Origin of the sequence: Luteibacter yeojuensis, from assembly GCF_000964085.1 — a bacterium.
GTDB classification, from domain to species: domain Bacteria; phylum Pseudomonadota; class Gammaproteobacteria; order Xanthomonadales; family Rhodanobacteraceae; genus Luteibacter; species Luteibacter yeojuensis_A.
This window is the reverse complement of sequence record NZ_JZRB01000015.1, coordinates 16,646-29,946: the sequence shown is the minus strand read 5'-3', so window position 1 is coordinate 29,946 and position 13,301 is coordinate 16,646. Positions and strand designations below refer to the sequence as shown.

The following is a 13,301-nucleotide window of genomic DNA, read 5'->3' as shown; positions in this document are numbered from 1 at the left end:
CCTAGGCGGCCGCCTACACGGGGCCGCCAAAACCTTACGAGGCCGGCGGTTACGCCGGCCTTTCTTTGTTGCAGCGCGTCGCAGGACGCGCGTCGCGAGGTCGCCGCGGACGCATGGTCTGTGCTACCAATAACGGCCCAAGGCCCCAGGATAGGGGCCACGTATACCTCGACGAACGGAGCGTGAGTGAGCATGTCTGCAATGACCGAGCATAGGGACATGCTGACCGGCGAACCGGGCGAAGCCCAGGTCTGTGCGCACCTCGTTGCCCACGGCCGCCTGAAGGACACCGACCTGGCCCGGGCCCGCCGCCTCCACGACGAAACGCCCGAGGGCACGCTCACCGCGCTCATGGCGCGGCTGGGCCTGGTCTCCGAGCGCGACCTTGCCGATGCCTGGGCCGCCCTGCTGGGCCTGCCCCTGCTGGCCGCCAAGGATGCCCCCGACATGCCGCCCGCGGATGTCGAGCTTTCCCACCGGTTCCTCAAGCAGTATCACGTCGTACCGGTACGCGAGGGCGAGGATGGCGTCGCCCTCCTGGTGGCCGACCCGGCCGACCCCTACCCCCTGCAGGCGGTGCGCCTGGCGACGGGCCGCGACGTGCAGCTGCGCGTGGGCCTGCGTTCCGAAATCGATGACCTGGTCGAGCGCTACTACGGCCAGGGCCGGTCGGCCATGGGCAGCATCGTCGAGAGCCTGGATGGCAGCGCAGCGGTGGAAGACGACGTCGAGCACCTGCGCGACCTGGCGTCCGAGGCACCGGTCATCCGCCTCGTCAACCTGATCCTGCAGCGCGCCGTGGAGCAGCGGGCATCCGACGTGCACATCGAACCGTTCGAGAACCGCCTGAAGGTGCGCTACCGCATCGACGGCGTGCTGCACGAAGTGGAAGCGCCGCCCTCCAGCTCCACCGCCGCGGTCATCTCGCGCGTGAAGATCATGGCCCGCCTGAACATCGCCGAGCGCCGCCTGCCGCAGGATGGCCGCATCCAACTGCGCGTGCAGGGCAAGGAGCTCGACCTGCGCGTCTCCACGGTGCCCACCAGCTTCGGCGAGTCGGTGGTGATGCGTATCCTTGACCGTGAATCGGTGGTGTTCGATTTCGAATCGCTGGGCTTCACCGACAGCTTCCGCGATCGTTTCGTCGAGGTGCTCGACCGCCCCCACGGTATCCTGCTGGTCACCGGCCCCACGGGTTCGGGCAAGACCACCACGCTTTATACGGCGTTGTCGCAGATCAACACGCCCGACGTGAAGATCATCACCGTGGAAGACCCGGTCGAATACCAGATCGAGGGCATCAACCAGATCCAGGTGAAGCCGCAGATCGGCCTCGATTTCGCGGGTGCCTTGCGTTCCATCGTGCGCCAGGACCCGGACGTCATCATGATCGGCGAAATGCGCGACCTGGAAACCTGCCGCATCGCCATCCAGTCGGCGCTCACGGGCCATCTCGTGTTGTCGACGCTGCATACCAACAGCGCATCCGGCGGTGTCACCCGCCTGCTCGACATGGGCGTGGAGGATTACCTCCTCGGCTCCACCGTCAACGGCATCCTGGCGCAGCGCCTGGTGCGCCGCCTCGACCCTGAAACCGCCGTCGCCTACGAGGCGATGCCCGAGGTCATCGAGCAGTTCCAGCTCGACAGGTATACCGATGAACGGCCCATCCGCCTGTGGAAGCCGGGCTCCAGCGCGGCCAACCCCACGGGCTACCGCGGCCGGCGCGCCATCATGGAGTTCCTGGTGATGAGCGACCCCATCCGCCGCCTCGTCATGCAGAAGGCCGACGCCGGCGAGATCGAGCGCCAGGCCCGCGCCGAAGGCATGCGCACCATGTACGAGGACGGCCTGGCCAAGGCCGTGGCGGGCGTCACCACCATCGAGGAAGTGCTGCGCGTGACGCAGGAATCCTGAGCATGGGCCAGTTCCGCTACCGCGCCATCAGCGCCGCCGGCGAAACCCTGGCCGGCCGCATGGAAGCCTCGTCCGTCGAAGACGTGGTGGCGCGCCTGCAGGACCAGGGCCATGTGCCGCTCGAGGCGGCGCCGGCCGATGGGCAGGCCTCGGGTGGTGGCCTCGGCGCGCTGTTCCGCAAGGGGCCGTTCACCGGCGATCAGCTGGCGCAGTTCACCCACCAGCTCGCCACGCTGCTCGGCGCGGGGCAGCCGCTCGACCGTGCGCTGGGCATCCTCCTCGACCTGCCCGAGGGCGAGCGGGCGAAGAACATGGTGGAGCGCATCCGCGACCGCGTGCGCGGCGGCACCACGCTCTCCACCGCGCTCGACGAAGAAAACGGCGTGTTCCCCCGGCTTTACATCAGCCTGGTGCGCGCGGGCGAGGCCGGCGGTTCGCTGGATGAAACCCTGCGCCGCCTCGCCGACTACCTCGAGCGGGCGCAGGCGTTGCGTGGCAGCATCATCAACGCGCTGATCTACCCGGCCTTCCTCATGGTGGGCGTGCTGGGTTCGCTCGTGCTGCTGCTGGCCTACGTCGTGCCGCAATTCGTGCCCATCTTCGCCGACATGCAGGTGCCCATCCCGCTCATCACCCAGGTAGTGCTGGCCCTGGGCACCGTCATTGGCGACTGGTGGTGGGCGATCGGCCTGGTGCTCGTCGTCCTCGTCGTCTTCCTCAACCTGCGCCTGCGCGACCCCGACGCGAAGCTGCGCTTCCACGCGCGCCTGCTGACGATGCGCGTGGCCGGCCCGCTGTTGCTCAAGGTGGAGACGGCGCGCATCGCCCGCACGCTGGGCACCCTGCTGAAAAACGGCGTGCCCCTGCTGGGCGCGCTCGCCATCGCCCGCCAGGTCACCGGCAACCGCGCGTTGGATCTTGCGCTCGAACAGGCTGCCGACCGGGTGAAAGGCGGAACGGGGCTGGGTAGCGCGTTGTCACAGACCGAGAGGTTCCCGCGGCTAGCCCTGCAGATGATCCAGGTGGGCGAGGAGGCCGGTGCCCTCGACACCATGCTGCTGAAGGTGGCCGATACGTTCGACGTGGAAGCCAAGCGCGCCATCGATCGCCTGCTGGCGGCGCTGGTGCCCACGCTGACCATCGTCATGACGGTGATGGTGGCCTTCATCATGGCGGCGATCCTGCTGCCGCTGCTCAGCCTCACCAGCAACATCAACTGACCGATCCGTTCCACAGGAGTTCTGCCCATGCGTTCGACCCGTACCCTCCGGCACAGCCACGCCCGCGGCTTCACGCTGCTGGAAATGCTCGCGGTGATCGTGCTGATCGGCATCATCGGTGCCATCGTCGTCACCCAGGTCGGCAAGAACGTCGACAAGGGCAAGTATGGCGCCGGCAAGGCCCAGCTCACCACGCTCACGCAGAAGATCGATAATTACTCGCTCGACAACGGCTCCCCGCCGGCCTCGCTCGATGCCCTGGTCAACAAGCCCGCCGACGCCCAGAACTGGCAGGGCCCGTATGCCAAGCCGTCCGACCTGAAGGATCCCTGGGGCCATGAGTTCGGCTACCGGTTCCCGGGCGAGCATGGCCAGTACGACCTGGTGTTCTTCGGCCAGGACGGCAAGGCGGGTGGCGACGGCTACTCCGCCGACGTCGGTAACTGGCAGTAAGGCGCGCCGTCCGGCAGGGCCATGGCCATGCGCGATCGCGGCTTCACGCTGTTCGAGATGCTGGCCGTGATCCTGCTGATCGGCCTCGCGGCGGCGGCGGTATCCATCCCCGTCACGCAGGGCCTGGCCAGTGCGCGCGTCAACGCGGCCAGCGGTGAGCTGGCCGCCGCCCTGCGCTATACGCGCACGCAAGCCATCGTCAAAGGCGAAAGCCAGGCGCTCGAGGTGGATACCGCCAGCGCCACCTATCGCCCGCCCGGCAAGGGCAGCGTGCACCTGCCGCGCGACATGCGCGTGGCGATCACCAGCGCGCGCGAAGACCAGGCCAACGCCACCACGGGCCGCATCCGCTTCTTCCCCGATGGCAGTTCCACCGGCGGCCGCATCACGCTGAAGCGTGGCCAGCGCGAGTGGCACGTCAACGTGGGCTGGCTCACCGGCGGCGTCAGCGTGGTGGCGCCGCGATGAGGCGCACCGGCCCCCTGCACCGGCGGCGCGCGGGTGGTTTCAGCCTGCTCGAGGTCATCGCCGCCATCGCCGTGCTGGCCATCGCGTTCGCCGCGTTGATGCAGGTGGCGGGCAGCGCCATGAGCCTCACCGCGCGCGCCAACGAACGCACGCAGGCCGCGTTGCGTGCGCGCAGCTTGCTCGATGGCGCGTTCATCATGGACCCGATCCAGGAAGGCAGCAGCGAAGGTCGCTTCGACGACACCTACCGCTGGCGCATGACCGTGGCGCCCTTCGCCACCGGCAACGTGCCGCAGGATGGTGCGCCCGCCAGCCGCATGTACCGCCTGGACCTCGACGTGCTGTGGGGCGATGACGGCCACGAGCGCCGCGCGCACTTTTCCACGCTGCGCCTCATGGGCTCGCAGGATGGCCCCCAGTGAGGCGCGCGCACGGGTTCAGCCTGATGGAAGTGCTCGCGGCGCTGGCGCTGCTCTCCATCGTGTTGCTCGGCGTGTATTCGGGCATCAGCACCGCGGGCCGCATCGTGCGCAGTGGTGACCGCGCCATCGAGCGCATGGATGAGATCCGTTCGGCGCAGGCCTATTTGCGCAGCGAGCTTGCGCAGGCGCTGGTCATGCCGTTCGGCGAAACCGATGATGGCGATCCGATCGTGTTCACCGGTGCCGCGAACAAGCTGAGTTTCGTCGCGCCCATGCCGGGCTATCTGTCGCGGCTTGGCCCGCAGCTGCAGACCGTGGCGCTGGTGGAGGATGGCCGCGACGCCTACCGACTCGAGGTCAGCCTGTTCCTGCTGCCACCCGACGGCACGGAGCCCAAGCTGATCGGCGAACCACAGGTGCTGCTGCGCGGCATCCGCAAGGGCGCTTTCAGCTATCGCGGCACCGACGACCAGAACAAGCCCACCGACTGGCAGGGCACGTGGCCCGATGCGCGGCGCACGCCATCGCTGGTGCGCATCGCGCTGGATGTCGACGGCGGCACGGTATTCCCCACGCTGGTGGCGCCCTTGCGCATCGACCCCTCCGCATCCCGCAACGGCTTCAACATGTTGCGCGGCAACCGCGCCCAGGGGCTGCGATGAAACGCCCGGCCGTGCAACGCGGCGTCGCCCTGCTCATCGTCCTGTGGGGCTGCACGCTGCTGGCCATCATGCTGGGTGGCTTCGCCGCGCTGGCACGCACCGAAGGCCTGCAGGCGCGTTACCAGTTCGCGCAGACACGCGCGCACTACGCGGCGGAGGCGGGCATCATGCGCGCCATCGATGGCTTGCAAACGCCCGACCCACAGCAACGCTGGATCGCGGATGGCCGCACGTACCAGTTCACCTTCGACGACGCGAAGATCAACATCACCATCGTCGATGAGGATGGCAAAGTCGATCTCAACGCGGCATCCGCCGATGTGCTGGCCGGCCTGTTCAAGGCCGCGGGCGCCAATGATGACCAGGCCGGCAAGTTGTCCGCGGCCGTGCAGGACTGGCGCCGGCCCGGCGACGAGGCGCTGCCCAACGGCGCCAAGCGGCCGCAGTACGAAGCGGCCGGCCTCGACTACGGCCCGCGCAACGGGCCTTTCGCGACGGTGGAAGAGGCCCGCATGGTGCTCGGCATGAACGAAACACTGTGGGCCGCCGTGGCGCCGGCGCTCACCATCTGGTCAGGCCGCGAACGCCCCAATACCGAACATGCGCAGCCGCTCGCGCTCGCCGCCATCCCGGGCCTGGGCGCGGGCGGCGCGGATGCCATCCTGGCGGCGCGCGCACAAGGCGGCGGCCTGGCGGCGGGCAGCAACGGTGTCACCCACACGATCCACGCCGAGGCGATCCTTGACGACGGAACGAGAAGTTCCCTTACATCAACGATCCGGCTCCGTGGGATAAGATCCGGCAATCAGCCCTACGCGATCCTGCGTTGGCGCGAAGGAGATACCGAATGACGGCCCTGCAGGACGCCTCCCAGCTCCAGCTCGACAAGCTGCGCCGCGCGTGGCGCGGCAGCGCGCTACCGGGTTTCCTGCGCTGGTGGGGTGGCGAGCTCGCCGGTTTCGTGCCGCCGCGCTGGCGGCATGCGTTCGCCGGCGGCCAGCGCTGGTACATCATCGAGCGCCGCGATGGCGCGTGGGTGCTGCGCCGTGCCGGCGAAACCCTCGCGCTGGCCACGGCCTCCGACGCCGATGCCATCGACCATCGCAGCGGGCAGTTCGCGCGGGTGCTGGCCGAAGCCGACCCCGCCGACCGCCGCGTCGCGCTTGTGCTGCCCACGGCGAATGTACTTCGGCGCCGCCTCGTGCTCCCCGTCGCGGCGCGCGACAACCTCCGCCAGGTGGTGGGTTTCGATCTCGACAGGCAGACGCCGTTCCGCGCCGACGATGTGCACTTCGGTGTCCGCGATCTCGGCGAGCCGGTGGGCGAAGGCCGCTTCGCCGCCGAGCTGGCCGCCACGCCGCGCGCCATGCTTGATCCGCTGCTCGATGAACTCGCCGGCCTGGGTATCACGCCCGATCGCGTCGACGTGGCGCAGGGCAACGCACTGGCGGGCGTCGACCTGCTGCCGCCGCAGCGCGCGCCGCGCCGCATCGATCGCCAGCGCCGGCTCAACCTCGGCCTGGCCATCTGCATCCTGGTGCTGCTCATCGCCGCCATGGCCACCTGGCTGCATAACCGTGCCGCCGCGCTCGACGCCATGCGCAGCGAGGTCGACGCCATGCAGGGCGATGCGAAGCGTGTCTCGGCGCTTCGGCAGCGCCTCACCGAAAGCGCTGGTGCGTCGGGCTTCCTCGCAAAGCGCAAGGCGGAATCACCGGCCATCCTGCCCGTCATGCAAGAGCTCACGGCGCGCCTGCCCGACGACACCTGGCTCGAGCGTTTCACGCTCAATGCCTCCGGCCAGATCGGTTTCCAGGGCCAGAGCCCGCAGGCGGCGCGCCTTATCGATGCATTGAAGGGCGCTAAGACCATCGCCGAGCCGAGCTTCCAGGGCACCATCCAGGCCGACCCCACCTCAGGCAAGGAGCGCTTCTACATGCAGGCCAAGGCCATCACGCCAAAGCCCGTCGCCGCGGCCCGGCCCGCGACGGCACCGGCACGCGCGGCATCCGCGAAGGGGGCCGCGCCATGATCACCGTCACGAAGATGAAGCCTGGCGAATCACGCATCGCCGCGCTGCTCCTGCTCCTCGTCGTGCTTGTCGTGGGCTATTTCCTTTTCATCCACTGGTGGTTCGTCGCGCCGCAGCTGGCCATGGGCGACGAGATGGACGACCTGCGCGATACGCAACGCCGCTACGCCGCGGCCATCGCCGAGCGGCCGCAGCTTGAGAAGCGCCTGACCTCGGTGGAGCAGGGCCAGACACGCAGCGACGCGTTCCTCGCCGGCGATGACACCAATGCCGCCGCCGCGGGCCTCATGCAGCGCATCGTCGACGTGGCCGCCGCGCACAAGGAGGATGGCGCCTGCGACGTGGTGCAGAAGATGCCCGTCCCAGCACAGGAGAAAGCCGGCGATCCGTACCGCAAGGTGACGGTGAACATCAGCCTGCGGTGCCAGATGCAACCCATGGCCGCCGTGCTCCACGATATCGAGGACGAGGCGCCCTACCTCTTCGTCGAGGATTTCAGCATCTACCGCAACCCGGTGGCCGCACGTAACGGCGGTAATGCGCCGCTCGAAGTGCAGTTCACCGTGTCGGGCTACATCCATGCCGCGCGCTCGGCAAAGGCGGCTTCGTGAACGCCGCCGGCCAGCGCCGCCTGACTCCCATCCTCGCCGGTATCGCCATCGCGCTCGCCTGCACCACCGCGGCGTTCGCCATGGGCGTCGGCCGCGGCGTGCATTGGGACGAGCCCGCCGCACCGGAGCCGCTGCCGCCCATGCGCGCGGCGGCCATGCCGACGCCGACGCCGCTGGCCTCGTTCGCCGAGACATGGCAACGCCCGTTGTTCATGGCCGACCGCAAGCCCGTGGCGAACGCGGGCGGCGATGATGATTCAAGCAACATCGGCGACCTCGAGCTCACCGGCATCATCGTCACGGATGGCCTGCGCATGGCGCTGCTGCGCGATCGCAGCAAGGACACCACCGTGCGCGTGAAGCAGGGTGCCGCGCTACAGGATGGCCACTGGACCCTCGCGGAGCTCTCGCCGCGCAGCGCCGTGTTCGACAACGGCGGCCAGCGCCGCGAACTCACGCTGAAAGTGGCCGCGCCCGACCCCCTCGCGAACCAGAAGCCGGGGGCGCCCGGTACGCAGCCGCCGCCCGGCCAGCCACCTCGCCCCGCGCAGGCATCGGCGGACGATGGTGTCCGCGTCATCCAGCAGCAGGGCAGTGGCATGACGGGCCCCGCGCTACCGCACCCGCCCGCGTCGGGCAGTGCGCGCAACGCGCCGCCACGGCAGGATGACGCCGACTTGCAGCGCGCCCGCATCGAGGCACTGAAGCAGGCCGTGCAGCGGCGCCGCATGGAGCAACAGCAGCAACAGAGGCAACAGGACACCCGCTAACCCCGCGCCAAGGGCGCACCCTCACGGATAGAGGCATCGTAGATGAAAACCACACCCCTCGGCATGGCCGCGCTCGCGGCCATCCTGGCCACCGCTTGCGCGCAGGCCCCTTCGCGTTTGGCTGGCAACCTGGAGCGCGAGGCGCTGGACGATCTCGCCCGTCCCGTGCCGGCTCCCCTCCCCATGGCACCCGACGCGGCCGCCGCCGTGCCCGCCGCCGCGCCATCCCCCATCCTCGCCGGAACGGGCCAGTTCATCCGCCCCGGCTCGTCGGCCGCGCCGCGAAGCCCTGCGCAGGGCCCCGGCGCGCTCACGTTCAATTTCGAAGACCAGCCCATCGAATCGGTGGTCCGCGCGATCCTGGCCGACGTCCTCGACGCGAATTACAGCGTGATGCCTGGCGTGGGTGGCACGGTGTCGTTCTCGACGGCGAAGCCGGTGGCGCGCGAGGATGCGTTGCCCATCCTGGAAACGCTGCTGGCGTGGACCGGTAATGCGCTGATCAAGCGGCAGGGCCGCTACGACGTGGTGCCGCGGCGCGACGCGGTGGCGGGCCAGCTCGTGCCCCGGCTGGCCGCGGCCGCGCCGCGCGCCGGGCATGCCGCGCGCCTGTTCCCGCTACGCTTCGTGGCGGCGAAGGAGATGGAAAAGCTGTTGGGGCCGTTCATGGCCGCCGATGCGCTCTTGCTCGTCGATCCCACGCGCAACCTGCTGGTGATGGCGGGCACCCCGGGCGAGCTGGACAATTACGCCGCCAGCATCGAGACCTTCGACGTCGACTGGGTGGCGGGCATGTCCGTGGGCGTGTTCCCGCTCACGAACGCGACCACGAAAGAGTTGTTGCCGGGGCTGGAGTCGGTCTTTGGTACGGACGGCAAGGCATCGGCACCGGGCCCCGTGCGCTTGTTGCCGGTGGAGCGCAGCAATGCCATCGTCGTCATCGCGACGCAGCCCGCCTTGCTGGCCCGCGTGGGCGAGTGGATCGAGCGCATGGACCGCGGTAGCGGCAACGAACCGCGGCTTTACGTCCACGATATACGCAACCTGCCTGCCGGGGATGTCGCCCGCCATCTCGGCCAGATCTACGGCGGCTACGTGGGCGGCGGCCAGGTGGGTGGTGGCGCGGTGGGGCCTGGGCTTGGCGCCAGCACGCTCACCGGTGATGGCGATGACGATGCGCGCGACGAGGCGCAGGTGGCCGGCGATGCAGGCATGGGCGACGCCGGCTTCTACGAGCCACCCGCCCCGGCCTACGGCATCCGCATCGCCGCGGTCGAGGCGAACAACCAGGTGATGGTGCATGCGCGGCCGTCGGAATGGTCCGCCATCCGCGCCGCCATCGACCGCCTTGATGCGATACCGCTACAGGTGCAGATCGAGACACGCATCCTCGAGGTGGCCTTGCAGGATAACTTCCGCTTTGGCGTGCAGTGGTACCTCGAAGGGCTGGCAGGCAGCGGCGGCAGTGGCACGCCGACGCAGCCGGGCAACAAGCAGGCGTGGGGCATGGGCCGAAACCCGCCGAAAACAGGCGGAAGCGATACGTTCTTCTATTCCTTCGTCAACAAGGATATCCAGTCGCTGGTGCGTGCGATGGAAGAGGATACCCATGCGCGCACGCTGTCGGCGCCCTCGCTTGTCGTGGTGAACAACCGCAAGGCGGAGATCCGCGTCGGCGACGAAATCCCCGTGGTGCAGACCTATGTAAACGCGCAGGCGGGCAACGGCAACGAGGTGGGCCAGGTGACCTACAAGAAGACCGGCGTGGTGCTGCGCGTGCGTCCGCGCGTGAACCCCGGCGGCCTGGTCTACCTCGATGTGAAGCAGGAGGTCAGCAAGGTAGGCGATGTGCCGGGTGCCTCGGGCAATGCATCGATCGAGAAGCGCACGCTTGATACCGAGGTGGCCGTGCAGAGTGGCCAGACCGTGCTGCTGGGTGGCCTTATCCGGGAAATGGGGGCGCACGGCCGCAGCGGCGTGCCCTGGTTATCGCGCGTGCCCGTGCTGGGGCGCCTGTTCGGCAACCAGTGGGACAACAACCAGCGCACCGAGACGATCGTGTTGATCACCCCGAAAGTGATCACGAACGCGGAGGATGCACGGCGGGTGGCCGACGATTACCGGCAGCGCTTTCGTTCGCTCGCGCCGTTCTCGGATAAGGAGCGCGCCGCGCCTGGCGCCGTACCTGGGGAGGAGGGGACATGATGACGGGAGCTTGCGTACCATACGTAGGGCATGACTCCCGTCTTCCCCATTACACCGCTGTTACCGGATATCGTCGCGTCGCTCGCCGAGCGGCCGCGGCTTGTCCTCGAGGCGCCACCCGGCGCGGGCAAGACCACCCAGGTGCCACTGGCGTTGCTCGACGCCCCCTGGCTGGGCGGCCAGCGGATACTGATGCTGGAGCCGCGTCGCATCGCGGCGCGTGCCGCCGCCGGCTTCATGGCGCGCCAGCTGGGGGAAGAGGTCGGCGCCACGGTGGGTTACCGCATCCGCTTTGAATCACGCGTGGGGCCACGCACGCGCATCGAGGTGGTCACGGAGGGCATCCTCGGCCGCATGATCCAGGACGACCCTTCGCTGGAGGGCGTGGGCGCCATCGTGTTCGACGAATTCCACGAGCGCCACCTCGCGGGCGACCTTGGCGCGGCCCTTGCGCTCGACGTGCAGGCCAGCTTGCGGCCCGAGCTGCGCCTGCTGGTGATGTCGGCCACGCTGGATGGCGAACGCATCGCGCAGTGGCTCGACGCACCACGGCTGGCCAGTCCGGGGCGAAGCTTCCCGGTCGAGGTGGTGTACCCGCCCGCACGCGCGCAGGAAACCATGGAGCAGCACCTGGCGCGCACCGTGCTGTTGGCCTTGCGCGAAAACGCGGGCGACGTGCTCGCGTTCCTGCCTGGCCGCCGCGAGATCGAGCGCGTGCGCGGCATGCTCGAGCGCATGGATGACACGACCGAGGTGGTCGCCCTGCACGGCGAGTTATCCCTGGCCGATCAACAGCTGGCGCTGGCGCCGGCCGACCCGGGCGCGCGCCGCGTCGTGCTGGCCACGAACGTCGCGGAATCCAGCGTCACCTTGCCGGGCATCCGTGCCGTCGTCGACAGTGGCCAGGCACGCGAGCCGCGCTTCGATCCGGCCTCCGGGTTCTCGCGGCTGGAGACCGTGTTTATCTCGCAGGCATCCGCCGACCAGCGCGCCGGTCGCGCCGGCCGCGTGGCCGAGGGGCGTGCTTACCGGCTGTGGCCGCAGGGCCGCCGCCTTGAGCCGTCGCGCACGGCCGAGATCGAGCAGGCGGAACTCTCCGGGCTGGCGCTCGAGCTGGCGGGGTGGGGCAGCGAAGCACTCCCCTGGCTCGATGCGCCGCCCGCCGGTGCGATGGGCCAGGCACGCGACCTGCTCCGTCGCCTCGGCGCGTTGGACGAGGCTTCCGCCATCACCGCGCTTGGCCGCGAGATGCTCACGCTCGGTGCCACGCCACGCCTCGGCGCCGCGGCCATGCGCGCGCATGCCGACCAACGCGCCCTGGTCGCGGATTTGCTCGCGCTCGCCGAGGCGCGCTCGCCCCTGCGCGGGGAGGCGTCGCGCAACGACGATTTCCGCCAGCGCGTGCATGCACTGCACTTGTGGCGCGACGGCGGTGCGCGTGGTGCGCGCATCGGGTCCGCCGATGCCGGGGCGCTGGCGGCCATCGACAAGGCCGCGGCGGGGTGGCGGCGTCGGCTGGGTGCACGGACGGCACCCAGCGGCGTACCCGATGCCCACGCGGTGGGTGACCTGCTGGCACACGCGTTCCCCGACCGCGTGGCGAAGCGCGACGATGCGCAGCCATCGCGCTATCAATTAGCGAACGGCCGCGGCGCGCGCCTGCACGAGAACAGCGCGCTGGTGGGTGAGCCCTGGCTCGTCGTCATCGACCTGCGCCTCGACGCGCGCGACAGCCTCATCCACGCCGCGGCGCCGCTCGACCCTGGCATCCTCGAGCAGGCGCATGCCGACCGTTTCACCACCGCGCGCGTGCTGCGTTGGGATGACGAGCGCCACATCGCCGATGCATTCGAGGAGCGGCGCTTCGACGCGCTCGTGGTGTCGCGCAAGCCGGTGCCGGTCAGCGGCGACGACGCGATGCCCGCCATGCTCGCCGCCATCCGTTCACGCGGCGTCGGCAGCCTGCCGTGGACGGAGAACGCCCGTCGCTTGCGCGCACGCATCGGCGCCCTGCGCGCATGGCGCCCTGAGCTCGAGCTGCCCGATGTCGGCGACATGGCGCTGGCGCGGACACTCGAGGCGTGGCTGGGGCCGTTTCTCTCCGGCAAACGGCGGCTCGAAGCGATCCAGCCCGCCGAGCTCTCCGACGCCCTCGCGGCGATGCTCGATTACGACCAGCGCCGGGCACTGGATGCGCACGCGCCCGACGAGATGGTGGTGCCCAGCGGCATGGCGCGCCGCCTCGAGTACGGCGCCCGGGACGATGACCCCGGCGCACCGCCCGTGCTCGCCGTCAAACTGCAGGAGTTGTTCGGCCTGGCCGATACGCCCCGCGTGGGCGATGGCCGCATCGCGGTGATGCTGCACCTGTTGTCGCCCGCGGGGCGCCCCATCCAGGTCACGCAGGATCTTTCCGGCTTCTGGGACCGCACCTACCCCGAAGTGAAGAAGGAGCTGAAGGGGCGCTACCCGAAGCACCCGTGGCCGGACGACCCATGGACCGCCACCGCCACCCACCGCGCCAAGCCACGCGGCACCTGA

The 13,301-nt window shown here is 69.6% G+C and carries 12 protein-coding genes; all 12 read left to right on the top strand.

Features of this window, described 5'->3' with window-relative positions; all coding sequences use genetic code 11:
* Positions 1-201: 201 nt before the first annotated feature.
* The 12 genes from gspE to hrpB are packed head-to-tail and all read left to right on the top strand — an operon-like array spanning position 202 to position 13,301.
* Positions 202-1,917, top strand: coding sequence for a type II secretion system ATPase GspE (gspE, locus tag VI08_RS07785; RefSeq protein ID WP_232309491.1), 1,716 nt, complete (start codon positions 202-204; stop codon positions 1,915-1,917).
* Positions 1,918-1,919: 2 nt separating this feature from the next.
* The gene (gspF, locus tag VI08_RS07780) at positions 1,920-3,137 is read left to right on the top strand and encodes a type II secretion system inner membrane protein GspF (protein WP_045829003.1); all 1,218 of its coding nucleotides are present in this window, start codon (positions 1,920-1,922) and stop codon (positions 3,135-3,137) included.
* Between the two features lie 27 nt (positions 3,138-3,164).
* On the top strand, positions 3,165-3,590 hold the full coding sequence (gspG, locus tag VI08_RS07775) for a type II secretion system major pseudopilin GspG (RefSeq protein WP_084621367.1): 426 nt from the start codon (positions 3,165-3,167) through the stop codon (positions 3,588-3,590).
* A gap of 21 nt (positions 3,591-3,611) precedes the next feature.
* Positions 3,612-4,058 (top strand): GspH/FimT family pseudopilin, encoded by a 447-nt coding sequence (locus tag VI08_RS07770; RefSeq protein WP_045829002.1) that lies wholly within the window; start codon positions 3,612-3,614, stop codon positions 4,056-4,058.
* The gene (locus VI08_RS07765) at positions 4,055-4,480 is read left to right on the top strand and encodes a prepilin-type N-terminal cleavage/methylation domain-containing protein (RefSeq protein WP_045829001.1); all 426 of its coding nucleotides are present in this window, start codon (positions 4,055-4,057) and stop codon (positions 4,478-4,480) included. The genes VI08_RS07770 and VI08_RS07765 overlap by 4 nt, the downstream gene beginning before the upstream one ends.
* Positions 4,477-5,142 (top strand): prepilin-type N-terminal cleavage/methylation domain-containing protein, encoded by a 666-nt coding sequence (locus tag VI08_RS07760; RefSeq protein ID WP_045829000.1) that lies wholly within the window; start codon positions 4,477-4,479, stop codon positions 5,140-5,142. Before VI08_RS07765 ends, VI08_RS07760 begins: the two co-directional genes overlap by 4 nt.
* Positions 5,139-5,993 carry a general secretion pathway protein GspK gene (locus tag VI08_RS07755; protein WP_045828999.1) on the top strand — a complete coding sequence of 285 codons (855 nt, stop codon included), beginning with the start codon at positions 5,139-5,141 and terminating at the stop codon, positions 5,991-5,993. The genes VI08_RS07760 and VI08_RS07755 overlap by 4 nt, the downstream gene beginning before the upstream one ends.
* A complete protein-coding gene (locus VI08_RS07750; RefSeq protein WP_045828998.1) occupies positions 5,990-7,174 on the top strand; it encodes a type II secretion system protein GspL in 1,185 nt (394 codons plus the stop codon). The genes VI08_RS07755 and VI08_RS07750 overlap by 4 nt, the downstream gene beginning before the upstream one ends.
* On the top strand, positions 7,171-7,785 hold the full coding sequence (gene gspM, locus VI08_RS07745) for a type II secretion system protein GspM (protein ID WP_045828997.1): 615 nt from the start codon (positions 7,171-7,173) through the stop codon (positions 7,783-7,785). Before VI08_RS07750 ends, gspM begins: the two co-directional genes overlap by 4 nt.
* Positions 7,782-8,555 (top strand): hypothetical protein, encoded by a 774-nt coding sequence (locus tag VI08_RS20800; protein WP_052697767.1) that lies wholly within the window; start codon positions 7,782-7,784, stop codon positions 8,553-8,555. Before gspM ends, VI08_RS20800 begins: the two co-directional genes overlap by 4 nt.
* Before the next feature lie 42 nt (positions 8,556-8,597).
* A complete protein-coding gene (gene gspD / locus VI08_RS07735; protein WP_052697766.1) occupies positions 8,598-10,760 on the top strand; it encodes a type II secretion system secretin GspD in 2,163 nt (720 codons plus the stop codon).
* A gap of 30 nt (positions 10,761-10,790) precedes the next feature.
* Positions 10,791-13,301: an ATP-dependent helicase HrpB gene (gene hrpB / locus VI08_RS07730; protein ID WP_045828996.1), complete on the top strand. Its 2,511-nt coding sequence runs from the start codon at positions 10,791-10,793 to the stop codon at positions 13,299-13,301.

What these genes read in the sequence shown, in the direction of transcription:
- gspE (WP_232309491.1), top strand. Translation starts at nt 202, where the DNA reads ATGACCGAGCATAGGGACATGCTGACCGGCGAACCGGGCGAAGCCCAG.
- gspF (WP_045829003.1), top strand. Translation starts at nt 1,920, where the DNA reads ATGGGCCAGTTCCGCTACCGCGCCATCAGCGCCGCCGGCGAAACCCTG.
- gspG (WP_084621367.1), top strand. Translation starts at nt 3,165, where the DNA reads ATGCGTTCGACCCGTACCCTCCGGCACAGCCACGCCCGCGGCTTCACG.
- VI08_RS07770 (WP_045829002.1), top strand. Translation starts at nt 3,612, where the DNA reads ATGGCCATGCGCGATCGCGGCTTCACGCTGTTCGAGATGCTGGCCGTG.
- VI08_RS07765 (WP_045829001.1), top strand. Translation starts at nt 4,055, where the DNA reads ATGAGGCGCACCGGCCCCCTGCACCGGCGGCGCGCGGGTGGTTTCAGC.
- VI08_RS07755 (WP_045828999.1), top strand. Translation starts at nt 5,139, where the DNA reads ATGAAACGCCCGGCCGTGCAACGCGGCGTCGCCCTGCTCATCGTCCTG.
- VI08_RS07750 (WP_045828998.1), top strand. Translation starts at nt 5,990, where the DNA reads ATGACGGCCCTGCAGGACGCCTCCCAGCTCCAGCTCGACAAGCTGCGC.
- gspM (WP_045828997.1), top strand. Translation starts at nt 7,171, where the DNA reads ATGATCACCGTCACGAAGATGAAGCCTGGCGAATCACGCATCGCCGCG.
- gspD (WP_052697766.1), top strand. Translation starts at nt 8,598, where the DNA reads ATGAAAACCACACCCCTCGGCATGGCCGCGCTCGCGGCCATCCTGGCC.
- hrpB (WP_045828996.1), top strand. Translation starts at nt 10,791, where the DNA reads ATGACTCCCGTCTTCCCCATTACACCGCTGTTACCGGATATCGTCGCG.